Raw genomic sequence first — 20,693 nt, 5'->3', positions numbered from 1 at the left:
GCTGGAGGACGTCTCAGCGCACCTGATCTGCCTGCCGTACGACAGAGCGGGGGTCGGCGACCACATCATGGTCGTCGGCCTGGTCGCCGAGGCCGACGTGCACCGGCCCGGCCGCCCGCTCCTCTACCACCAGGGCCGTTTCGGCCGCTTCCTGGCCCATCCCGACCACTGAGCCACGCTGTTCGGGCCGGGTCTCGGAGCGGTAGGAGTGGCCGAGTTCCGGGCCCAGGCCGAAGTAGTGGCGGAAGGTGTAGATCAGCGGGCTCCAGGCCCCCGGGTCCACGTGGTTCGTGCCAGGGACGACGAGGCGGGGGTCGGCGTGCACCTTCGACACCACGGCCTCGGCGATGACGAACGAGCCCGACGCGTCCGCGCGTACGCTCACCGCCCTGGCCTCGAACTGCAGGGGACACTCCACCACGCGCGGCGGCCGCACGCCGTCGGAAGGGGCGGCGTGCAGGCCGGCGGCGCCGAACTTGTCGGGCTCGAAGCGGCAGCCGTCCGGTTTGCTCGCCGGGACGGGGTCGCGGCCGGTCAGCGGCGCCAGGCGTTCCACCGCCTCCCACTGGTACGCGGCCGGCAGGTTGATCACCAGGTCGGGCCGTTCGGCCAGGTTGCGCGCGGTCTGCCCCGCGCGGCCGATCCCGAGGACGATCGTCTTCCCCAGCGCCCACGCCGACGACATGGGCGCGAGGTTGAACGAGCCGTCGGGGTTCTCGGTGGACAACAACACGACCGGCGTCCCGAAGTACAGGATGCTGGGCTCGATGGTCACGTGGATGGACATGCACCGGAGCCTAGGAACGCGACGATCAAACCCCGGTCGAAGCGTGCCCGCCGGAGTCGCTCGCCGGGACGCCGGCGAGCGCGGACGGGGTCAGCGTGCGGCCACCGGCTCGGCGGCCTGCTCCGCCGTCGTCCCGGGCGGGCCCGTGAGGATGCGTCTGACCTCCTCACGCATGGCCTCCATGGCGCGGACGAGGGCGAGGTTCGCGGCCGTGAGCGTGCGTACGTGCTCCTCGAGCTCGCCGACGCGCCGTTTCAGCGCGGCCAGCTCGACGTCGACCACGGGCGCCTCCAGGATCACCCGGCCACCCATCATCATCGTCACCTCCACAATCCGGACAAGACGATGGTCGCCGTGCGGCCGCCCCGCTGCCTAGCGCCATAAGACTGGCTTTACCAGCACTTGTGGCACTATTTCCGCTTTTGAATCTACATCGTAAAGTCGCCCGGCTGAGCGCGATATATCGTCCCTTTTCCGGAAAGCAGCATCGACGGTACGGCCGCCGGCACGAACGCCGACTGCCCCGGCCGCAGCGTCAGCTCGTCCCCGAGCCGCCCCTCGCCCTCGACGCAGAGGACGATCTGCGGCACACCCCCCGGCAACACCGCAGCCTCCTCGCCCGTCAGCTCGTAGCGCGTCAGGCCGAACTCGGCCGCCGGCGGCCGGTAGGCGTACGCGCCCTCGTGCGCCGGCTCCACCAGGAACGGCTCGGACGGCGCGAAGTCGACCACCCGCATCAGCTCGGGCACGTCCACGTGCTTGGAGGTGAGGCCGCAGCGCAGCACGTTGTCGGAGTTCGCCATGATCTCCACGCCGATGCCGCCCAGATAGGCGTGGGGGACCCCGGCGCCGAGGTAGAGGGCTTCGCCGGGCCGCAGGCTGACGTGGTTGAGCAGCAGGGCGGCGGCGATCCCGGGGTCGCCGGGGTAGGCGCGGGCGATGTCGCCGTAGACGGCCTGATCGCCGTCATGCCGGTCGAGCAGCGCGCGCTCGATCTCGGCGCGCAGCGGGCGCGCGGCGTCGTCCAGCATCGCGGCGAACACCTCGCGCACCGCCCGCGCGGGCTCGGCGCCGCGCAGCGTCGCGATCCAAGGGGCGAGCCCCGGCACGCCGAGGCCGTCGAGCAGATCAGCCGTGGCGGCCGGGTCGCGGAAGCCGCACAACCCGTGGAAGGGCGTGACCGCGCACACCATCTCGGGTTTGTGCGAGGCGTCCTTGTAGGTGCGGGCGAAGTCGTCCAGCGGGATGCCCCTGGCCGTCTCGGCGGCGTACCCGGCCCTGGCCTGCTCGGCGGTCGGATGCACCTGCAAGGAGAGCGGGCGCTCGATCGCCAGCACCTTCAGCAGGTACGGCAGCGCGGCGCCGAACCGGGCGGCGGTGCGCTCGCCGAGCGCGGCGACCGGGTCGCGCGCGATGAGCTCGTTCAGCGGGACGCCCCCGGCGAGCGAGGGCGCGCCCGGGTGGGCGCCCATCCAGAGCTCGGCCTGCGGCTCGCCCGTCGGCTCCGTGCCGAACAACTCGGGCAGCGCGGAGACCGAACCCCAGTCGTAGGGGCGGATGACGGTGACCAGGCGCAGGGGCGCGGTGAGGTCGGACTGTGGCACGGCGTCGGCTCCAATCGTCGTGATGGAGCGTAGAACGCCGTCGCCCCGTACGCGTACCCGGGGCCGCGCCGTAGCGGCGGCCGGGCCCATCGGGCCAGGCCGCCTTGTGTGCCACGGCGATCCGGTCTCAGCGGGCGGTGTCAGCGGGTGGTGTCAGCGGGTGGCGCGTGGGCCGAGCAGGACGGGCATCGTGCGGGTGCTGTTGCCCAGCAGGGTGTCCAGCGGGGCCAGCTCGTCGGGCGCGGCGGCCGGGGCGATCCGCGGGAACGCCTCGAACAACGCCGACAGCGCCACCTCCGCCTCCAGCCGGGCCAGCGGGGCCCCGAGGCAGAAGTGCGGCCCGTGCCCGAACGACAGGTGGTTGACCGGCTGCCGCGTCATGTCGAAGACGTCGGCGTCCTGGCCGTACTGCTCCGGGTCACGCCCGGCGGAGGCGAAGCAGGCCAGCACCGGCTCCCCTGCCTCCAGCGGGACGCCGTCGATCTCGACGTCGCGGGTGGCGTACCGCATCGGGAAGTACGCGATCGGCGAGTCCCACCGCAGCGTCTCCTCGACGGCCGCGCTGTACGGGCATCTGCCCGAGCGCAGCAGCTGGACCTGGTCGGGCGCGTTCACCAGGGCGCCGATGGCGTTCGTGATGAGGTTGACCGTCGTCACGTGCCCGGCGATGAGCAGCAGCTCGATCGTGGCGAACAGCTCGTCGTTCGACAGCCGCTCGCCGTCCCGCTCGCGCAGCTCGATCAGGTCGGTGATGAGGTCCTCGCCCGGCGTCTCACGGCGCTCCTCGATGATCTGGCCGAGCAGCACGTGCAGGTCCCCGCGCAGGTCGGGCGAGTCGTCCAGGCTGCCGCCGACCTGCGCCACCGCGTCGGTCAGCTCGTGCAGCCGCTCCTGGCGCGCCGCCGGGACGCCGATCATGTACGAGATCACGTCCCGCGGCAGCGGGTAGGCGAACTCCTTGCGCATGTCCACCGGCTGGTCGGGCGGCATCTCGGCGAGCCGGTCGATCAGCTCCGCGGTGAGTTGCTCGATCCTCGGCCGCAGCCACGTGAGCCGGCGCGGCGTGAACGCGGCGGTCAGCGGCGCGCGCAGCCGCCGGTGCTCCTCGCCCTCGGCGTTGAGCATCGAGGTGTCGGTGACGATGCGGTCGATGGCGGTGCCCGGCGGCGAGGCCGCGCGCTGGGCCGGGTCCCAGTACCGGATCTCCCGCGACAGGTCGGGATGGGTCAGGACGGCCAGCAGCGTGGCGTACCGGGTCGCGGCCCAGGCCGGCACGCCCTCCGCCGTCACGGGCACGAGCGGCCCGAGCTTGCGCAGCAGGTCGTCGTCGCCGTGCAGGTCGCTGGTCGCGGGGTCGAGGACGAAGCGGCTGTCTTCCATGGTCATCCCCTTCTTCGCGGGCTGACCGCGAGCGCGGTCACGTCCATGCCGGGGTCACGGCCGAGGTAGAGGTCGCGGACCAGCTCGCCGGCGGCCGGCGCGTTGCACAGGCCGTGGCCGGAGAAGCCGGTCGCGTACAGGAAGGCGGGCGGGCCGGGCCGGTGGCCGATGAACGCGGTGCGGTCGGGGCTGGCGTCGCGCAGACCGGTGACGGCGGTGTGCAGGCGCGTCGCGGCCAGGCTCGGGTAGACCTCGGCGAGCCGGTCCGCCACGTCACGCCGCCACGCCTCCCGGTCCGGGCCCGGGTAGCCCATGCCGATGAGCAGCCGGTCGCCGCGCAGCCGTACCAGCAGGCCGCTGGCGGCGTGCAGGGTGACCGGGAGGTCGGGCGTCGTCGGCGGCAGCGGGTCGGTGGTGAGCAGCTCCTGCTCGATGGGCTCGGTGAGCGGCAGGTCCACCCCGGCGCAGCGCACCAGGGAGGCCGACCAGGCGCCGGCCGCGCACACGACGGCGTCGGCGCCGATCTCGCCGGAGGCGGTCCGCACGCGGCCCGCCTCCGGGTCGATCGCGGTGACCGCGCAGCCGGTGCGCAGCGCCGCCCCCTCCTGCTCGGCCGCCCGCGCGTACGCGGTGACGATCGCCGTGGTGTCGGAGATGTAGGCGTCCGGCGAGTACGCGGCGGCCAGCAGCGGCACGTCCCCGATGAGCGGGTTGAGCTTCCTGGCCTCCTCCGGCTCGATCAGGCCGACGTCCACGCCGGCGGCGTGCTGGGCGGGCAGGTCGGCCTCGAACGCCGAGACCTGCTCGGGCTCGGTGAACAGCACCAGGTAGCCCACCTGCCGCAGCGGCAGGTCCATGCCCGGCCGGGCCGGGAAGGCCCGGTAGGCGTCGAGGCTGCGCACGGCCAGCGCCGAGCTGACCGGGTTGCCCGCGAAGTACGAGCGCACCACGTCGGCGGTGGCGCGGGAGGCCCCGGATCCGAGCGTGCCGCGTTCCAGCAGCGTCACGTCGACCCCGGCCTCGGCCAGGTGGTAGGCGATCGACAGCCCGATGACGCCGCCGCCGATCACCACCACCCGCTGGCCGCTCATGCGAGGACCGGCTCTCTGCGCAGGTGGTCGCCCGCCTGCCACGGGAACAGGTGGAGGTTCCAGCCGCCCAGGCAGTTGCAGTAGAGCGCCATGTGCGCCATGACGGAGATGAAGTCCTCGTGGCTGTCGACCCGCTCCAGTCCGTCCAGCATGCGCTGGGTGAAGTCCCACAGGGTGTCCAGCCCGCAGTAGCCGAGGAACTCGGCCGGGGTGTGGGCCAGCTGGCGGGTCATCTGGCGCAGCCACGGCATCGGCATGCCGTCGAGCGCGGCCCGGACGAGGCCGCCGTAGCAGCTGTAGCCGAGCGGCCGGGTCTCGCCGTTGACGAACAGCAGCGTCGTCAGGACCGTCTCGTAGCTGCCGGCGCCCGACGGGATGCGGCCCTGGTGCAGGTCGAGCAGCTCCTGCGGCGGGTTGAGCCAGATCCGCTGGGTCTCGGCGTGCACCTCGGCGATGAGCCGGTTGAGCTCCGGGTCGCCGATCGGCAGGCGCGGCAGCTTGTGGCCGCTGGGCTCGCCGGCGCGGCGCACCTCGGCGATGATCGGCTTCTTGGTGGTGTAGACCGAGTTCCAGACCTCGTGACCCGCCTGCACCAGGCCCTCGATGTCCTCCTCCACGATCTGGCCGATCGGGGTGGCGTTCATGGGTTCGGTGAGCTCGCCGTACTTGATGCCGAGGTGCTGGAGCCGGGAGCAGAACAGCGTGCCGTCGGGCACGGTGCGCCGGTCCACGCGGTGTTCGGCGGGTGTGTAGAGCAGCGAATGGGCCGGGGCCACGTGGTACAGGTGGTACCCGGCGACCAGGGCGTGGCCCTGCAGGCTGCGGTAGGGCAGCGCGTCCCACAGGCACTGGGCCAGGGCGGGGTTGCGCCGGTCGAGATCGGCCCGCACGGTGATGCCGAGGTCGGGCCAGGCTATTTCCACACGCTTGGATTCGTTCACGGTACGTCACTCTATAGTCACGATTTGTGGCGATAGAGGCGGGGGTGGCCCGTTTACCGCCACATGACCCCGTCTGGGCACAGCAGTGCCCAGCTGCGCTCTTCGCCCCAAATGGATGATGTGTCCACGTATGGCTGGATAAGGGCGGTGAGGACGGGGTCGCCGTGCCCGTTCAGCTCGGCGAGGGCGATCTTGCGGGCCACGCCCGCCAGCACGTCGGCGATCTGCACCCGCTCGTCCAGGACCGAGTCGACCAGCCGCAGCCCCGCCATCCGGCCGCCGAGCAACTTCCGCAGGTGCGTGATGCGCTCGTCGGTCAGGATGGTCTGCCGGTCGTGCACGATCGTGACGGGCCGGCCGTCCGCGCTCCAGAAGTCGACCACCCGCACGACGGCCGGGATCAGCGGATCGAGCACCGGGAAGACGTACGGATCGGCTGTCAGGCGCTCCCTGAACTGCTCGACCCGCTCCCTGGCCAGCCACAGCGCCCGCATGATGCCGCCCGCCGGGCCCTCGGCCGCGCGCAGGGCGTCGACCAGCAGGAACGTCTCCTCGACCGACGGGGTGACGCCGTTCTTGACCCGCAGGAGCTGGTTGAACGAGCCGAGCAGCGCCGTCCACCGCTCGGCCCCGAACGCCTGCCGCCCCTCGCGGTAGAGCGTGCGAGCCGTGGCCTCGGCCTGAGGGTCGAGGCCGAGGCGGGGCGCGTGGTCGGGGGAGAGCAGCCCGGCGACCTTGCCGGTGACGTAGAACGTCTTGTCGGTCAGGAACACGTGCACCCGCCCCAGCGCCGGCCCTTCGGGGCCGAGCAACCACAGCAGCGCCGCGCGGTGCTTCTCGCGCAGGACGTGGCCGGCGCGGTATTCGACGGCCGGGGTCGGCGCCCGCTCGCGCAGCTCCGCGACGACGGCCGCCGCCGTCGCGGCGTCCATCAGCACGCCGGCGTGCGCGAACACGTCGCTGTTGCCGCCGACGAGTTTCTCGCCTTCCGAGCCGGACTCGTCGCACGCGATCTCGACAGGCACGCCGGTGAATCTAACCCGCGGATCGACGGTTCCGCGAGGGGATTTCCGCTGTCAGCCGGTCTGCGGCCCGGTCAGCTCGGCGCTGCCCTCCCACAGCTCCCGAGCGATCTTCGTGTCGTACGACTGCTCCGACGAGCGCGTGGGGCGCAGGCCGGTGAAGTAGCGGCCGGTGGTGTCCGCGAAGCGCGGGGCGACGAGAAGTTCGGCGAGGGCGGCGCCCGACCGCTGAGGCGTGCGCACGCCGAGGGCGGGCACCAGCGTCAGCATCGGGAGCACGCGACGCCAGGCCCACCGCATGAGCGGGGGATAGTCGCGGGCCAGCCCGGTGCCCGGCATGAGGCCCGGATCGAAGGCGTTCACCCGCAGCTCGGGATGCCGGCGCGCCAGCTCGTACGCGGTCAGCACGTTGCACAACTTCGAGGTGGCGTAGCGGCGGCGGCCCTCTTCGGGGGAGTGGTCCTCCGGTGGGCGGGCGAGCTCGGCGGTGCTGGTGTATCGCGGCGCGGGGACGCCGGTGTGCTGCGCGGGGTCGTGCGTGCCACTGGAGACGAAGACGATCCGCCCTCCCTCGGCCATCATCGGCAGCAGCAGATCGACCAGGGCGAAATGGGCCAGGTGGTTGACCGCGAAGGTCGTCTCGTACCCGTCCCGGGTGTACGTGAGGCCCCGGACGACCTGTACACCGGCGTTGCACGCGACGGCGTCGAGCGGCAGCCCCTCGCCGCGGTGGGCGGCGGCGAAGCGGCGTACCTCGGCCAGCGAGCCCAGGTCGAGGGCCCGGCCGCGCACGTCGCCGCCGGTCTCCGCGCCCAGCCGCTCCGCCGCCCGCTCCGCCCGGTCCAGGTCGCGGCCGGTGATGACGACCACCCTGTCCCGGCCGGACGCCACCCGCCTGGCCGCCTCGTACCCGAGCCCGCTGGTGCCACCGGTGATGAGCACGCCGTTCATGAGACCTCCCTGGATTGATACCAAGTATCGTATGAGATGGAGTCTCGACTTGTCGGCCGGCGAGCGAATGTCTGGATCCGCTACCCCGCCGACGCGTGTGCCGCCTTCACCGGTTTGACGATCTACCGCGGGGATAGCAGACAAGGGCCCGTGTTTTCCACCTCCGACCAGGCGGGCGAGACGGCCATGAGCATGGAGTTCGAGCTACGGTGTCCGGTCAGTGCGGACCTTGGCTTCATCCGCGACCTCGTACGTCTGCACGCCCGTCACAGCGGCCTGCGCGGTGAGCGGCTGGACGACCTCGTCCTGGCCGTCAACGAGGCGGTCACGAACGTCCTCGACCACGGCGGCAAGGCCGGTACGGTCACGGCGGTCAGGACCGGTCGGGGGGTGCGCGTGGAGGTCATGGACGTCGCCGGCCGGCTCACCGGCGACCACCTCGGCTCGGCCACGATCGACCCGGCCGGCTCCCACGGGTTCGGCCTGTGGGTGATCCGGCACCTGTGCGACGAGGTCGTCGTGGAGCAGACGGCGGCCGGCTCCCGGCTGACCCTGCACGTGCACCGGGGCATGTCCCCGCGCTACCGGCCGTTCGGGCGGCACGGAAGCAACGAGACCCAGCACGCCGGAAACTGAGCGGAGATCCCGGCCTGCGGGCATGATGTTCGGTGACCGAACGTCACTCGGCATGGAGCGCGCCGGTGAGCGGCATTCGACCCTTTCGGTCCCGCCGGACGTTTCGATCCCGAAGATCCTATGACGAACTGCCTTTCCGGAAAGGGTCTGCAGGATTAGAGTGGCGGCGACGGCACCACCCCCGCCGGCTCACCTCAGGAGAGGGAGGGCACACGATGCCTCCCGACCGCCGACCACCTCGAGGCACATCCGAGCCGCCACCGCACCCCAGGGCGGCCGCTCCTCCTCGACCCGGCCCGGCGCACGTTCATGGCCGGCAGCGGCTGCGCCCGCTGCTCAGCCCCGACTCCGCACGTCACGTTCCCACGGCCCATCGCCAGGAGTTCCCCGTGAACCTCACCTGCCGCCACCTTCCGGGCGCCACCCTCATCACCGTGGCAGGACAAGTGGACACCACCTCCTCCGCGCGCCTGGAGGACTACATTCACCAGCACCACCGCAAACTGAGCGACGACCTCGTCTTCGACGTCAGCCGCATGGCCTTCCTCGACAGCTCGGGCCTGGCCGTCCTGCTCGCGACCGCCACCCTCGCCCGGGGCCATGGCGCGGGCGTTCACCTGGCGGGCCTGCAGGCCACGCCCGCCCGGCTGCTGAACGTCACCGGCGCCCGCCAGGCGGTCACCGTCCACGAGCACCTCGACCAGGCCATCGCCGCCGCCATCGCCGCCGCCATCGCCGCCGCCGGCTCCGCCCGCCCCGACACCACGTCCTGATCGTCACGCCCAGCCGTACACCGACCTGATGGCGGCGGCGACCTCGTTGACGAGCGCCATGTTGTCGCCGTTGGCGAGCACGGCGTAGCCCGCGCCGAGCTCCGGATAACCCTTGAAGACGGATTTGAAGCCGTAGTTCGAGCCGTCGTGGGTGTAGGAGAAGCCGTCCGTCCCCGCGCCGGAGACGAACAGCCCCCGGCCCATGCCGGGCTGCGGGCCGGTGGTGAGCAGCGTGCGGGCCGAGGCCCTGGTCAGGGGGCCGCCGATGTCGCCGGAGGAGGTCCAGGCCCGGTTGAGGTACGCGATGAGCCGGCACAGGTCCAGCACCGTCGTGTACAGGCCGGCGGCGGCCGACTCCGGGTAGCGGTTGCGCCTGCCCGGGATCACCGCGCCGGTCGCGGTGTGCCCGGAGGCCAGCTCGAAGCCGGGTGACAACGCGTACGAGCTGGAGCGCATGCCGAGCGGCGCGAACACCTCCTCGTCCATGTAGCGCGCCAGCGGCAGGCCGGTCAGCTGCTCCACCATGCGCTGCAGCAGCACGAAACCCGCGCCGGAGTAGTGGTACTCGGCTCCCGGGTCGGTGGTGAGCTCGATCCTCGGGGAGTTCCCCTCGCCGTTCATCACCTGCAGCAGCGTCGGCACGGTCGCGCCGGGGCCGTAACCGGCGAACCCGCCGCCGCCCGAGGTGAAGCCGGAGCAGGCGTCGGCCGGGGAGGTGGAGCCCCGGCCGACGACCCCCGCCCGGTGGGTGAGCAGCCGGTCGACGGTGGGGACCGCCGTCTCCTGGACGCACGGCCGGCGCGGCAGCGTCCACCCGAGGTGGGGGCGGACGTCGCCGTCCAGCGGCAGGCCGCGGTTCTGCAGCAGGCGCAGCACGCCGACCGCGGCGACCGCCTTGCTGATGGAGGCCGCCTGGAACGCCGTCTCCGGGTGCGCGGCGGCGGCGCCGCCCGCCTCCAGCACGCCGTACCCGGTGGACCAGGCGATCTTGTTGCCGACGACCACCGAGACGGCCACGCCCGGCGTGTTCCAGGCGCTCATGCGCTCCCAGATGCCCACCCGGTTCTCGACCTGCCGGACGCGGTCGGCGGGCAGCGCCGGCGCCTTGCCGCGCGAGCACAGCGACCAGCCGCCGGCGACCGGCGAGAACGCCAGGTTGTGGAGCTGCCACCCGTCGCCGGCCAGAGCGGTCATCTGCCGGTAGCACTCGTCGTCGATGCCGCGCACGTGGAACTCGTCCTGCGCGACGACCGCCCAGCCGCCGCCGGGCGGGAACGCCACGCGGGTGACCCGCCGGCCGCCCTGCGTCAGGTTGCGCATCATCTGGTAGCACTCGTCGTCCACGCCCCGGGCGAAGAAGCCGGTCGTGGACGTCACCACCCAGCGCTCTCCGCCGGCCGGGGCGAAGGCGACGTCGACCACCTGCCTGCCCGCGGCGTAGTCGGCCGAGATCCGCTGGTGGCACGCCTCGGGCAGCCCGCGTGCGGACACCCCCCGGTCCGTGGTGATCACCCAGCGGTCGCCGCCCTCCGGCGGGAACGCCACGCAGTGGATCGTCCGGCCGGCGCCGGCCAGCCGCCCGAGCTCGGCGAAGCACGCGTCGGGGATGCCGCGGGCGAAGTAGCGGCCGTCCCGCGTCACGATGACCCAGCCGTTGGACGGAGTGAACGCGAACGCCGTGATGCCGTACGGCGCCAGCTCGCCCATTTTCGTGTGCGCCTCGTCGGGGATGCGCCGGTTGACATACGGGAAGCCCGCCGCCTGCGCCGGGCCGGCGACCGACACGGCCGCCAGCCCGGCCGCGCCGGTGAGGGTGAGAAAACGTCTCCTGTCCATGCGGTGGCTCCTCGGGGGGACGATCTGCCGTGCGTCGGAACCGTACGATCCTGGCAGACCGCGCGCGGTCCCGCCTCGTGCGGCAGGCTGAGAGGGGCGCCGTGTGACCTCCGTGCGGTGTGCGTGTGAGAGGGGCCTCGATGGCGCAGACGGCCGGATTTCAGAACCCGCGCTTCGCACGTGCGTACGTCACGGCCGCCGAGCTGGCCGACCGGCGGGGCGCGTACGAGCACCGGCGCCGCCTCCTGACCGGCCTCGGCGGGCGCGTGGTCGAGGTCGGCGCCGGGAGCGGCCTGAACTTCGCGCACTATCCCCCGGCGGTCACCGAGGTCGTGGCCGTGGAGCCGGACGACACGCTGCGCGCCCACGCGGCGGCCGCGGCGGCGTCGGCTCCCGTCCCGGTGACGGTGGTGCCCGGGCACAGCGAGGACCTGCCGGGCGGCGCGGGCGCGTTCGACGCGGCGGTCACGTCGCTGGTGTTGTGCACGGTGCCGTCGCCCGAGCGGGCGCTGGCGGAGATCGCCCGGGTGTTGCGGCCCGGCGGCGTGCTGCGCTTCTACGAGCACGTACGCTCCCCGAACCCCGTCTTCGGCCTGTTCGAAGACCTGATCGCCCCCGCCTGGCGGCGGGCCGCGGGCGGCTGCCACCTCAATCTCGACGCTCTCGCGACGATACGGCGGGCCGGATTCACCGTCGAGGCCGCCGACCGGTTCACCTTCTCGCCCCAGCCCGGAATGCCGCGTCTGACCCACGTCACCGGCCGCGCCCGCCTGCCCCGCGGATAGCCTCGGGCGGCACGGTCAAGACCCGACCATGGAGGGTCGATCTCCGGAAATATGCCAGGTCAGCGGCCTAATCTCGTGCGCATGCGGATCGATGTGAATGCCTGGCTTCCCGTTCCCGAGCGGTCCGTGACCGCTGTCGTCCCGGCGGAGACGGGGCCGGGCCACTGGGCGGGCGCGCCCAGCGCCGTCCTCTGCGACGGCTGGATCTACCTCGCCTACCGGCTGCACCGGCCGGTGGAGCAGGGACGCGGCCACACCGTCGTCGTGGCGCGCTCCCGTGACGGCGAGCGCTTCGAGACCCTCCAGGAGATCGCGAAGGAGGAGATGGAGGCCGAGTCGCTGGAGCGTCCCACCCTCGTGCGCACGCCGTGGGGCCGCTGGCGGCTCTACCTGAGCTGCGCGACGTACGGGACCGGGCATTGGCGCGTCGAGGTGCTGGAGGCGGGCGCCCCGGGCGCGTTCGACGTCAGGAAGCGCACGACCGTGCTGCCCGGCGACCCGAAGACGGGCGTCAAGGACGCGGTGATCGTCCAGCGCGACGGCACCTGGCACCTGTGGGCCTCCTGCCACCCGCTGGCCGACCCGCAGGCGGCCGACCAGATGGTCACCGACTACGCCACCAGTGCCGACGGCCTCCTGTGGACCTGGCACGGCACCGCGCTGAGCGGCCGGCCGAACGCCTGGGACGCCCGCGGCATCCGGGTCAGCGCCGTACGGTTCACCCGCGACGGGGTGCTGGCCTTCTACGACGGCCGGGCCGCCGCGGCGGAGACCGGCGAGGAGCGGACCGGCATCGCCGCAGGAACGGAGCCCGGCGCGCTCATCCCGCTCGGTGACCGTCCGGCCGCCGAGTCGCCGCACGCGGGGCGCGGCCTGCGCTACCTCGACGTCGTGGACCTGCCGGGGGGACGCGCACGGCTCTACTACGAGTTCACCCGCGCCGACGGAGCCCACGAGCTGCGTACCGAACTGCGTCCCTGAACGACGCTCGCGGTAGGTTGGGCGGCACGGGGGAGGGCCGGCACATGCATGATTTTCTGGGTTCGCGCGCTCCTTCCTTTTAATTCCTACCAGAAGTATGGGAAAATCGGGTCATGAGCCTGGACGAGATCCGTGCGTCGAGCGCCCGTGCCGACTCCCCGCTGGCCGCCGCCGTCATGGCCGGCCGGTGGATCCGGTCCGCGGCCGTCGACGACGAGCGCGGGCGGCGCTGGAAGGCCAACCCCGACCCGCGCGGCACGTCGGCCGTCACCCCCGAGCCCTGGTCCCTGTACTCCGGGGCCGCGGGGATCGTGCTGTTCTTCCTCGAGCTCGCCGCCGCCACCGGGCACGAGGCGTACCTGGAGGACGCCCGCGCGGGGGCGCGCCGGCTCGCCGCCACCTGGCGCGAGCAGCACGACCTCACCCTCTACCACGGGCTGACCGGCGTCATGGTCGCCCTCATGGAGGCCGGCTGGGCCCTCGGCGATGACCGCTTCGAGGCCGAGGCCGCCGCCATCGCCGACCGGATCGTCCGCCGCGGCGCCGAGTCGGGCGACGGCGTCCGATGGTCCGGCGAGCCCGCCCAGCGCGGCGAGGGCGGCATCATCCTCGGGCTGCTGCGCGCCGCCGCCCACCTCGGCCGGCCGGCGTACGAGGCGGCGGCCGTCGAGGCGGGCCGGCGCATCGCCCGGCTGCCCGTGCCGGGCCACCGCTTCGGCGACTGCGCCGACCTGCCCGTCGACGCCGTCACCCCCGGCTTCCTGGCCGGCACGTCCGGCACCGCCTTCCTGCTCGCCCGTCTGTACGGCGTCACCGGCGAGCCGCTCTTCCTCAGCGCCGCCCGCAGCGGCGCCGCCTTCGTCCGCGAGGTCAGCGCCGTGACCGGCGGCTGCGCGGTCGTCCCGCACCACGTGCCGCAGGCCCGCGGCCTGCACTACCTCGGCTTCTGCTCCGGCTCGGCCGGCGTGGCCAGGATGTTCTACGAGCTCTATCGGGTGGCCGGCGACCCCGGCGACCTGGAGTGGGCGCAGCGGCTGGCGCGCGGCATCGTCACCAGCGGGGCGCCGGGGCGGCGCAGCGACGGCTACTGGAACGTGGCCTGCCAGTGCTGCGGCACGGCCGGGCTGATCGAGCTGTTCGTCGGTTTAGGGGCGGCGACCGGTGACGGGTCGCATCTCGACTACGCCCGTGTGCTCGCCGCTGACCTGATGGGCCGGGCCACCGGAGACGACGGGGAGGGCTACCGCTGGTACCAGGCGTACCGGCGGCTGCGGCCGGGGGAGGTGTCGGCCGACACCGGCTACATGGTGGGCGCGGCCGGCATCGGCGCGGCCCTGCTCCACCTGGACGCCGCCGCCCAGGCCGAGCACCCGCGCCGCGTCATCCTGCTGCCCGACAACCCGTTCCCGGCCATTCCGCTTCCGCACGTCGCCTGACCGGTCCGCGAGGGTTGTACCGTTTCTTGCGTGTCCTTTCTCGATGCGCTCTCCGCCGCTCTCCCCCCGAGCCGGATCTTCCTCGATGACGACGTCATGGCCGCCTACTCCCGCGACCAAGCCGCCTGGGCCGCCGCCGGGCGGCCGGTCGCGCTGGTGAAGCCGGAGGACGCCGAGCAGGTGCGCGCCGTGGTGGCCGTCTGCGCCGAGCACCGGGTGCCCGTCGTGACGCGCGGCGCCGGCACCGGCCTGTCCGGCGGCGCGAACGCCGTCGACGGCTGCGTGCTGCTCGCGCTCGACGGCATGGACCGCATCCTCGAGATCGACGCCGACGAGCAGCTGGCCGTCGTGCAGCCGGGCGTGGTCAACGACCACCTGCGCGCGGCGGTCGCCGAGCACGGCCTGTGGTACCCGCCCGACCCGGCCAGCTCGCCGTGGTCCACGATCGGCGGCAACGTCGCCACCAACGCGGGCGGCGTCTGCTGCGTCAAGTACGGCGTCACCCGCGACTACGTGCTCGGCCTGCGCGTCGTGACCGCCGCGGGCGACCTCGTGACGCTCGGCCGGCGCACCCGCAAGGGCGTGGCCGGCTACGACCTGACCGGCCTGTTCGTCGGCTCGGAAGGCACCCTGGGCGTGATCACCGAGATCACCGTGCGGCTGCTGCCGCTGCCCGCCAAGCCGCCGCAGACGGTCGTCGGCGCGTACGACTCGCTGGTGGCGGCGGGCCAGGGTGTGGCGGCGGCTTCCGCGTCCGGGATCACCCCGGCCGCGCTGGAGCTGGTCGACCGCTACTGCCTGCGCGCCGTGGACGACTGGAAGAACATGGGCCTGACCGACCTCGGCGACGTCCTGCTGCTCGGCCGCATCGACACCGGGAACGAGCGCGAGGCCGAGGCGCTGCAGGACTGCTTCGACCGCGCCGGCGCCACCTGGAGCACCCGCTCCACCGACGCGGAGGAGGCCGAGGCGCTGTTCTCCGCCCGCCGGCTCGCCTACCCGGCGCTCGAACGGCTCGGCCCCGTGCTGACCGAGGACGTCTGCGTGCCGCGCGGCCTCGTCCCCGAGATGCTCGGCCGCATCGAGGCGCACGCCAAGGCGCACGACGTGCACATCGCCAACATCGCGCACGCCGGCGACGGCAACCTGCACCCGCTGATCATCGTTCAGGCGGGCGACGACGAGGCGCGCGCCCGGGCGCAGCAGGCGTTCGAGGCCATCCTCGACGACGCCATCGCACTCGGCGGCACGGTCACCGGCGAACACGGCGTGGGCCTGCTGAAGAAGCGCGGCTTGGAAGCAGAGCTGGGCGAGGACGTGATCGCGCTGAACCGCGCGATCAAGGCGGCGCTGGACCCGCACGGGATCTTCAACCCCGGCAAGGTCATCTGAGGAGCGCCACACGCTGAGATCGACCAGCGGTGACGGAGCGGGCCCGCACTGCCTCGAGACCTTTCAGGTACGGAGGCCCTGCGTCACGGTCGCAGGAAGATCGAGCACTCCGAGCAGGGACAGCAGGCCCAGCACGGCCAGGATGGACAGGACGGCCCAGGCCACCGGATTGCCGAAGTTGAGGGTCCAGCGGCTGCCCGCCCGCTGGTGGACGAGGATCGCCGGGTCCATCCGGTTGGCGTAGATCATTCCCGCGAGATGCCAGTGCCGGTCGTCGTCGCGCTGCACGAATCCGGACTCCCGCGCCTCCTCCGGCCGGAGTGGCAGCCGGTGGCCGGCCTCGCCGACCCGTACGCCGAAGACCAGGAAAGACAGGGCGGCGGCGGTCAGGGGCGTCCACGTGGCGGCGGTCACCGCCGCGGAGGGGGCGGCGACCTCCCACAGCTGAAGGGCGAGCAGGAACATGGCCCAGCCGGCCCCGGCCGCGACGGCCAGCAGCAGTCTCGCCATGCCGTTCAGGTAGACGCGGTAGCGGCGGGCCGAGCCGGCGGGCTGGGCGGCGTCCAGCTCGGGTCTGGCGCGCAGCAGGGCCGCGATCAGCAGCGGCGTGAGCAGGGTGAGCGCCGCCTGCGTGATGACCGGCGAGAAAGCGGTGGCGAAGGTCGTGGCCGTCCTGGTGGTCGCGTCGACGCCGATCCCGCGCATCGTGGGCAGGGTGGCGGGCAGCTCCCCGAACCGCCAGACCCCCGTGACCGCGGTGAGCACCAGCAGCAGGACGGACGGGATCAGCAACGGCCACGGCAGCCGTACCGGATCGGTACGCAGGGTGGTGTCGGCGGTGACCGCCTGCCGGGCGCCGGCGTACCAGTTCCCCTGCCGTTTGGCGGCCACGACCGCGCGGTGGGCCGCGTGGTAGAGCGCCAGGTGCGCGGCGGCCAGGACCGTGGCGGTGGCGGGCAGCATGGCGGGCGAACCGAGCAGGACGACCGCGACGGGAGAGGTAGGCGCCGCGACCGCGCCGGTGACCAGGACGGCACGGGCGTAGCGGCGGCGCTGAGCGGTGACGGCGGGATCGCTCACGTGGCTGCCGGGCACCCGCACGCCGAACGGCAGCGTCGGGCGGGCCAGGACGGGGGCCGCCCAGGCCGCGGCGGTTAACAGCGCGACCAGGGACAGGCAGGCCAGGGCCATCATGATCATGCCGGCGTTCCTTTCTTGACCGCGAACGAGCTCAGCACCTCTTCGCAGCGCAGCATCGCCTCATCGGTGTTCACACCGTGGACCGCGGCCTCGGCGAGCAGCGTGCGCAACCGCGCCTGCCACTCGTCGGCGAACCCCGCCTCCGGCGGCCCGGATCCGGCGTCGCGGCGCACCACGGCGCCGCTCTTGCGGTTGATCCGGATGACGCCCTGCCGGCGCAGCAGGTCGTAGGCCTTGTTCACGGTGTGGAAATTGATCGACAGGTCGGCGGCCAGCTGCCGGGTGGAGGGCAGCGCCGACCCCTCCGCCAGATCACCGTCGGCGATGGCCTCCACCACCCGATCCCTGATCTGCTGGTAAATCGGCACCTCGCTGTCGAGGTCGATCGTCAGAAGCACACTCAGACTCTATCTGATATAGAAGTACTATAACAGATCACCGGGGCCGGCAGAGCGCCTTGCGGCGCGACACCGCCAGGGCGCCTCGCCTGCGGCGGATCCCGTCGTCGTCACTTCACGAGGGACTGGGTGCCGAGCACGGTGAGGAGGGCGAGGCGGTCGGCGTCGTCGGTGCCCGGCTCGGCCGTGTAGATCATGATGCGCAGGTCGCTGCCCGTCACGGTGAGCACGTCGCAGTCGAGCCTGAGCGGGCCCACCTGCGGGTGGTCGATGGTCTTGCGCGCGGACTCGTGGTGGCCGACGGCACCGGAGTCCCACAGGCCGGCGAACCGTTCGCTGTGGGCGCGCAGGTCGGCGATCAGCCGCCGGAGCCGCCGGTCGGCCGGGTAGCGGCCGGCGGCCGTACGCAGGTCGGCGACCAGCGCGGCCTCGAACGCGCGCAGCGACTCCGGGGTGTGCCTGGCCCTGGAGCCGGGGCCGACGAAGTGGCGCCACACGCTGTTGCGCTCGTCGCCGCGCCACCCCGTCGGGTCGCCCATCAGAGCCGCGTACGGCGGGTTGGCCACGATCAGTGTCCAGGACGCGTCGTAGACGGCGACGGGCGTGCCGGTCATCCGGTCCAGCAGCCGCTGGACGCCCGGGGTGACGTACGCGGGCACCGTCTCCGGGCCGGGCGGCGCCAGACCGGCCAGCCCGTACAGGTGGGCGCGTTCCTCCGCCGACAGCCGCAGGGCCCGCGACAGCGCCTCGACGATCTGCGCCGACGGGTGGGCCGCGCGGCCCTGTTCGAGGCGGGTGACGTAGTCGACGGAGATCCCGGCCAGCAGGGCGAGCTCCTCGCGGCGCAGCCCGGCGGCGCGCCGTATCCCGCCTGAGGGCAGCCCGGTGGCCTCGGGGGAGACCCGGTCGCGCCAGCGGCGCACCGCCCGGCCGAATTCCGTGGTCGCCATGCCTCCCAGTCTGCACCCGGCGCCGGCGTCCTGCCTGGTACGGGGAGTCCCAGGAACCGGAGGCGACTGGCTGCCCCCGTGGCCAGGCGAGATCGTCGAGACATGACAACCACTCTCATCACCGGAGCCAACAAGGGCCTCGGCTTCGAGACCGCCCGCCGGCTCGTCGCCGCCGGTCACACCGTCTTCGTCGGCGGCCGCGACCCCGAACGCGCGCGCCGCGCCGCCGACGCCCTCGGCGCCCGGCACGTCGTCATCGACGTCACCGACGACAAGTCCGTCGCCGCCGCCGTCCGGGACGTCGAGGCCGAGGGCGGTCTCGACGTGCTGGTCAACAACGCCGGCATCGAGACGCGGACCTCGGACAACGGCGTGCCCGGCGCGGCCGACGTGACCCCCGGCATGGCGCGCGACCTGTTCGAGACCAACGTCTTCGGCGTCGTCCGCGTCACCCACGCGTTCCTGCCCCTGCTGCGGCGCTCGGCCGCCCCGGTCGTGGTCAACGTGAGCAGCGGCCTGGGCTCGCTCACCCGGATGAGTGACCCCGGCACGCTCGGATCCGCCTACCCGGGCCTCGAGTACCCGGCGTCGAAGGCCGCGGTCAACATGATCACCTTGCAGTACGCGAAGGCGTTCCCGCAGATGCGCGTCAACGCCGCCGACCCCGGCTTCACCAAGACCGACCTCAACGGCCGCACCGGCACGCAGACCGTCGAGGAGGGCGCCGAGATCATCGTCCGCCTGGCGCAGGTGGGGCCGGACGGCCCGACCGGCGGCTACTTCGCCGCCGACGGCCCCGTCCCTTGGTGATCCCTGTACGCGCGGGGTGTCCGGTAGGAGCCCTTCACGTGGGCATAGTTCATCCCATGGAATGCACCACCCGTACCGCGACCGGCTCCGTGGAGGAGACCGTGGAGCGGCTCAAGGAGTTGATCACGGCCAGGGGACTGACGCTCTTCGCCGTCATCGAGCACGACGTGGCCGCCGCCGCCGTCGGGCTGAAGATGCGTCCCTCCAAGGTGGTGATCTTCGGCAACCCGAAGGTGGGCGCCCCGATCATGATCGCGGCTCCGCTGGCCGCGCTCGACCTGCCCCTGAGGCTTCTCGTGTGGCAGGACGCGTCCGGCAAGACCAAGGTCAGTCACCACCTCGTCGGCGAACTGAAGCGGCGGCACGGCCTCACCGAGGAGCAGGGCGCGGCCCTGGACGTCTTGGACGACCTGGCGGCCGCCGTGGCGGGATGACCGCGCCCGCCCGGGAACGCCGCTCAGGAACGCCGCTCGGGCGCGAAGCGCCCGGGGTCGGCGGCGACGAAGTCGGCGATCGTGGCGGGCGGCCTGCCGAGGATCCGCTGGACGTCGCCGGTCGCCCGGTCGTAGCGGTTGGCGGCGTGCAGGCGGGCCATCGTGGCCAGGTGGTCGGTCACGTGCGCAGGCAGTGCCAGCGTGCCGAGCTCCTGCCGTGCCCACCTCTCGTACGGCATGTCCACGTACACGATGCGCCGCCCCAGCGCCGCGCCGAACTCGTCCGCCAGCTGACGTAGGTCGCGGGAGGCGCCGCCGGTCAGCTCGTACACCGCCCCGACGTGCGGCGCGGGGCAGGCCAGCACGGCGGCCACCACGTCGGCGACGTCGCGGGCCGCGACGGGCGAGGTGCGGCCCGACCCGAACGGCAGGCGGATCTCGTCGTGGCGCCGGATCGACGCGGCGGCCAGGTCGCGCAGCAGCGGGTTCTCCATGAACACGGTGGGCCTGATGTGCGTGACCGGCAGGCCCGACCAGTTCAGCACCTGCTCGCCGAGCCAGTGCTGCCGATGCTGGCGGGATTCGGCGGTGCTGCGCAGGTCCATCTGGGAGACGGTCATCTGTGACATGTTCACGAAGACCTCCAGGTCGCCCTGAGCACGGGCGGCGGCAGCGGCGGCGGCCGTCGCCTCGACGAGGCTCGGCGACGGGGTCATCGCGAAATACAGGCGGCGGCAGCCGTCCAGGGCGCGGGCGACGTCTCCGGCGAGGGTCAGGTCGCCGGAGACCACCTCGGCCCCGGCGGCGCGGAGGCCGTGCGACCGGTCGTCCTCGCGGTGGACGAAGGCGCGCACCGGCAGGCCGCGCTCCAGCAGGTCGCCTGCCACCCTGCGGCCGATGCCGCCGGCGGCGCCGGTGACGAGGATCGGCGATGCGGGCACGATGTCCTCGTGACCGCCCTCCGTTGCCGCAAACCCTCAGATGGGACGGCATAGCGGCATATTTCCGCCACGATGGCGTCCGGCATCCACCACCGTCTTCGGTATGGAAGCTCGGGGGCACCTGGGTGGTGCCGTGGCGGGGCTGCCGCGTCCGCCGGTGAGCGCGGCGGTGGCCGTCGCGGTGATCGGGATGTTCTGGCTGCCTCCGATCGTCCAGGCCGCCCTACCGGGACATCTCCTGCGGCATGCGAGCGACCTGCGTGCCGGGGAGGTGGGGGAGTGGTGGGACGCCGGTGGCCGGTTCGGGGCTTCGGTGGCGGTTCATGTGTTGCTCGGTCTTGCCGG

General features: G+C 73.0%; 22 protein-coding genes and 1 pseudogene. 10 read left to right on the top strand and 13 right to left on the bottom strand.

Annotation, left to right across the window (positions count from 1 at the left end):
• The first annotated feature begins 1 nt into the window (after position 1).
• Entirely contained in the window at positions 2-172 is a 171-nt protein-coding gene (locus tag E1286_RS50770; RefSeq protein ID WP_342776292.1) for a flavin reductase family protein, read from the top strand.
• Positions 173-238: 66 nt separating this feature from the next.
• On the opposite strand, the pseudogene E1286_RS50765 reads toward E1286_RS50770, so the two are convergent.
• The 8 genes and pseudogenes from E1286_RS50765 to E1286_RS35185 all read right to left on the bottom strand — a co-directional run.
• Positions 239-787, bottom strand: a pseudogene (locus E1286_RS50765) (flavin reductase family protein); the annotation flags it as partial.
• A gap of 90 nt (positions 788-877) precedes the next feature.
• Positions 878-1,105 (bottom strand): hypothetical protein, encoded by a 228-nt coding sequence (locus tag E1286_RS35215; protein WP_132619565.1) that lies wholly within the window; start codon positions 1,103-1,105, stop codon positions 878-880.
• 110 nt (positions 1,106-1,215) lie between these two features.
• Complete coding sequence (gene manA, locus E1286_RS35210) at positions 1,216-2,391, bottom strand: mannose-6-phosphate isomerase, class I (protein ID WP_246075462.1); 1,176 nt, start codon at positions 2,389-2,391, stop codon at positions 1,216-1,218.
• A 153-nt stretch (positions 2,392-2,544) separates the two neighbouring features.
• Entirely contained in the window at positions 2,545-3,771 is a 1,227-nt protein-coding gene (locus E1286_RS35205; RefSeq protein WP_165970056.1) for a cytochrome P450 family protein, read from the bottom strand.
• Between the two features lie 2 nt (positions 3,772-3,773).
• Complete coding sequence (locus E1286_RS35200; protein ID WP_132619559.1) at positions 3,774-4,862, bottom strand: NAD(P)/FAD-dependent oxidoreductase; 1,089 nt, start codon at positions 4,860-4,862, stop codon at positions 3,774-3,776.
• Positions 4,859-5,803, bottom strand: a complete 945-nt coding sequence (locus E1286_RS35195) for a cucumopine synthase-related protein (RefSeq protein WP_132619557.1) — start codon at positions 5,801-5,803, stop codon at positions 4,859-4,861. The genes E1286_RS35200 and E1286_RS35195 overlap by 4 nt, the downstream gene beginning before the upstream one ends.
• Before the next feature lie 53 nt (positions 5,804-5,856).
• A complete protein-coding gene (locus E1286_RS35190) occupies positions 5,857-6,828 on the bottom strand; it encodes a hypothetical protein (protein ID WP_132619555.1) in 972 nt (323 codons plus the stop codon).
• Between the two features lie 51 nt (positions 6,829-6,879).
• Positions 6,880-7,776, bottom strand: a complete 897-nt coding sequence (locus tag E1286_RS35185) for an SDR family NAD(P)-dependent oxidoreductase (protein WP_132619553.1) — start codon at positions 7,774-7,776, stop codon at positions 6,880-6,882.
• A 150-nt stretch (positions 7,777-7,926) separates the two neighbouring features.
• Here E1286_RS35185 and E1286_RS35180 point away from each other — a divergent pair, with 150 nt between their 5' ends.
• The gene (locus E1286_RS35180) at positions 7,927-8,412 is read left to right on the top strand and encodes an ATP-binding protein (protein ID WP_165970055.1); all 486 of its coding nucleotides are present in this window, start codon (positions 7,927-7,929) and stop codon (positions 8,410-8,412) included.
• A 389-nt stretch (positions 8,413-8,801) separates the two neighbouring features.
• Positions 8,802-9,185, top strand: a complete 384-nt coding sequence (locus tag E1286_RS35175) for an STAS domain-containing protein (protein ID WP_165970054.1) — start codon at positions 8,802-8,804, stop codon at positions 9,183-9,185.
• Between the two features lie 3 nt (positions 9,186-9,188).
• On the opposite strand, the gene E1286_RS35170 is transcribed toward E1286_RS35175, so the two are convergent.
• On the bottom strand, positions 9,189-11,021 hold the full coding sequence (locus tag E1286_RS35170) for a serine hydrolase domain-containing protein (protein WP_132619547.1): 1,833 nt from the start codon (positions 11,019-11,021) through the stop codon (positions 9,189-9,191).
• A gap of 140 nt (positions 11,022-11,161) precedes the next feature.
• Here E1286_RS35170 and E1286_RS35165 point away from each other — a divergent pair, with 140 nt between their 5' ends.
• From E1286_RS35165 to E1286_RS35150, 4 genes are all read left to right on the top strand, one after another.
• Positions 11,162-11,806 carry a class I SAM-dependent methyltransferase gene (locus tag E1286_RS35165; protein WP_132619545.1) on the top strand — a complete coding sequence of 215 codons (645 nt, stop codon included), beginning with the start codon at positions 11,162-11,164 and terminating at the stop codon, positions 11,804-11,806.
• Between the two features lie 81 nt (positions 11,807-11,887).
• A complete protein-coding gene (locus tag E1286_RS35160) occupies positions 11,888-12,787 on the top strand; it encodes a hypothetical protein (protein WP_246075461.1) in 900 nt (299 codons plus the stop codon).
• 113 nt (positions 12,788-12,900) lie between these two features.
• On the top strand, positions 12,901-14,223 hold the full coding sequence (locus tag E1286_RS35155; protein WP_132619541.1) for a lanthionine synthetase LanC family protein: 1,323 nt from the start codon (positions 12,901-12,903) through the stop codon (positions 14,221-14,223).
• A gap of 96 nt (positions 14,224-14,319) precedes the next feature.
• On the top strand, positions 14,320-15,615 hold the full coding sequence (locus E1286_RS35150) for an FAD-binding oxidoreductase (RefSeq protein ID WP_132619571.1): 1,296 nt from the start codon (positions 14,320-14,322) through the stop codon (positions 15,613-15,615).
• A 63-nt stretch (positions 15,616-15,678) separates the two neighbouring features.
• Here the strand turns inward: E1286_RS35150 and E1286_RS35145 are convergent, their stop codons facing one another.
• The 3 genes from E1286_RS35145 to E1286_RS35135 all read right to left on the bottom strand — a co-directional run bounded on the left by E1286_RS35145 (position 15,679) and on the right by E1286_RS35135 (position 18,163).
• Complete coding sequence (locus E1286_RS35145; protein WP_223190723.1) at positions 15,679-16,815, bottom strand: DUF1648 domain-containing protein; 1,137 nt, start codon at positions 16,813-16,815, stop codon at positions 15,679-15,681.
• Positions 16,812-17,213, bottom strand: a complete 402-nt coding sequence (locus tag E1286_RS35140; protein WP_132619539.1) for a GntR family transcriptional regulator — start codon at positions 17,211-17,213, stop codon at positions 16,812-16,814. Before E1286_RS35140 ends, E1286_RS35145 begins: the two co-directional genes overlap by 4 nt.
• Positions 17,214-17,323: 110 nt before the next feature.
• Positions 17,324-18,163 (bottom strand): helix-turn-helix transcriptional regulator, encoded by an 840-nt coding sequence (locus E1286_RS35135; RefSeq protein WP_132619537.1) that lies wholly within the window; start codon positions 18,161-18,163, stop codon positions 17,324-17,326.
• A gap of 102 nt (positions 18,164-18,265) precedes the next feature.
• On the opposite strand from E1286_RS35135, the gene E1286_RS35130 reads away from it, so the two are divergent.
• Positions 18,266-18,973, top strand: a complete 708-nt coding sequence (locus tag E1286_RS35130; protein WP_132619535.1) for an SDR family NAD(P)-dependent oxidoreductase — start codon at positions 18,266-18,268, stop codon at positions 18,971-18,973.
• Between the two features lie 56 nt (positions 18,974-19,029).
• Positions 19,030-19,407 carry a DUF302 domain-containing protein gene (locus tag E1286_RS35125; RefSeq protein WP_132619533.1) on the top strand — a complete coding sequence of 126 codons (378 nt, stop codon included), beginning with the start codon at positions 19,030-19,032 and terminating at the stop codon, positions 19,405-19,407.
• Between the two features lie 23 nt (positions 19,408-19,430).
• On the opposite strand, the gene E1286_RS35120 is transcribed toward E1286_RS35125, so the two are convergent.
• Positions 19,431-20,348 carry an NAD(P)H-binding protein gene (locus E1286_RS35120; RefSeq protein ID WP_223190721.1) on the bottom strand — a complete coding sequence of 306 codons (918 nt, stop codon included), beginning with the start codon at positions 20,346-20,348 and terminating at the stop codon, positions 19,431-19,433.
• A gap of 103 nt (positions 20,349-20,451) precedes the next feature.
• On the opposite strand from E1286_RS35120, the gene E1286_RS35115 reads away from it, so the two are divergent.
• On the top strand, positions 20,452-20,693 hold a 242-nt coding region (locus E1286_RS35115; RefSeq protein ID WP_132619529.1), incomplete at its 3' end, for a hypothetical protein.

Source organism: Nonomuraea terrae (assembly GCF_004348995.1).
GTDB lineage: Bacteria > Actinomycetota > Actinomycetes > Streptosporangiales > Streptosporangiaceae > Nonomuraea > Nonomuraea terrae.
The sequence above is the reverse complement of the archived record's forward strand: the minus strand, read 5'-3'. Positions and strand labels throughout refer to the sequence as shown.

Coding starts and splice junctions, on each gene's coding strand:
- E1286_RS35215 (WP_132619565.1), bottom strand. CDS start 1,105: ATGATGATGGGTGGCCGGGTGATCCTGGAGGCGCCCGTGGTCGACGTC.
- E1286_RS35205 (WP_165970056.1), bottom strand. CDS start 3,771: ATGGAAGACAGCCGCTTCGTCCTCGACCCCGCGACCAGCGACCTGCAC.
- E1286_RS35200 (WP_132619559.1), bottom strand. CDS start 4,862: ATGAGCGGCCAGCGGGTGGTGGTGATCGGCGGCGGCGTCATCGGGCTG.
- E1286_RS35185 (WP_132619553.1), bottom strand. CDS start 7,776: ATGAACGGCGTGCTCATCACCGGTGGCACCAGCGGGCTCGGGTACGAG.
- E1286_RS35170 (WP_132619547.1), bottom strand. CDS start 11,021: ATGGACAGGAGACGTTTTCTCACCCTCACCGGCGCGGCCGGGCTGGCG.
- E1286_RS35165 (WP_132619545.1), top strand. CDS start 11,162: ATGGCGCAGACGGCCGGATTTCAGAACCCGCGCTTCGCACGTGCGTAC.
- E1286_RS35160 (WP_246075461.1), top strand. CDS start 11,888: ATGCGGATCGATGTGAATGCCTGGCTTCCCGTTCCCGAGCGGTCCGTG.
- E1286_RS35155 (WP_132619541.1), top strand. CDS start 12,901: ATGAGCCTGGACGAGATCCGTGCGTCGAGCGCCCGTGCCGACTCCCCG.
- E1286_RS35150 (WP_132619571.1), top strand. CDS start 14,320: ATGGCCGCCTACTCCCGCGACCAAGCCGCCTGGGCCGCCGCCGGGCGG.
- E1286_RS35145 (WP_223190723.1), bottom strand. CDS start 16,815: ATGATCATGATGGCCCTGGCCTGCCTGTCCCTGGTCGCGCTGTTAACC.
- E1286_RS35135 (WP_132619537.1), bottom strand. CDS start 18,163: ATGGCGACCACGGAATTCGGCCGGGCGGTGCGCCGCTGGCGCGACCGG.
- E1286_RS35130 (WP_132619535.1), top strand. CDS start 18,266: ATGACAACCACTCTCATCACCGGAGCCAACAAGGGCCTCGGCTTCGAG.
- E1286_RS35125 (WP_132619533.1), top strand. CDS start 19,030: ATGGAATGCACCACCCGTACCGCGACCGGCTCCGTGGAGGAGACCGTG.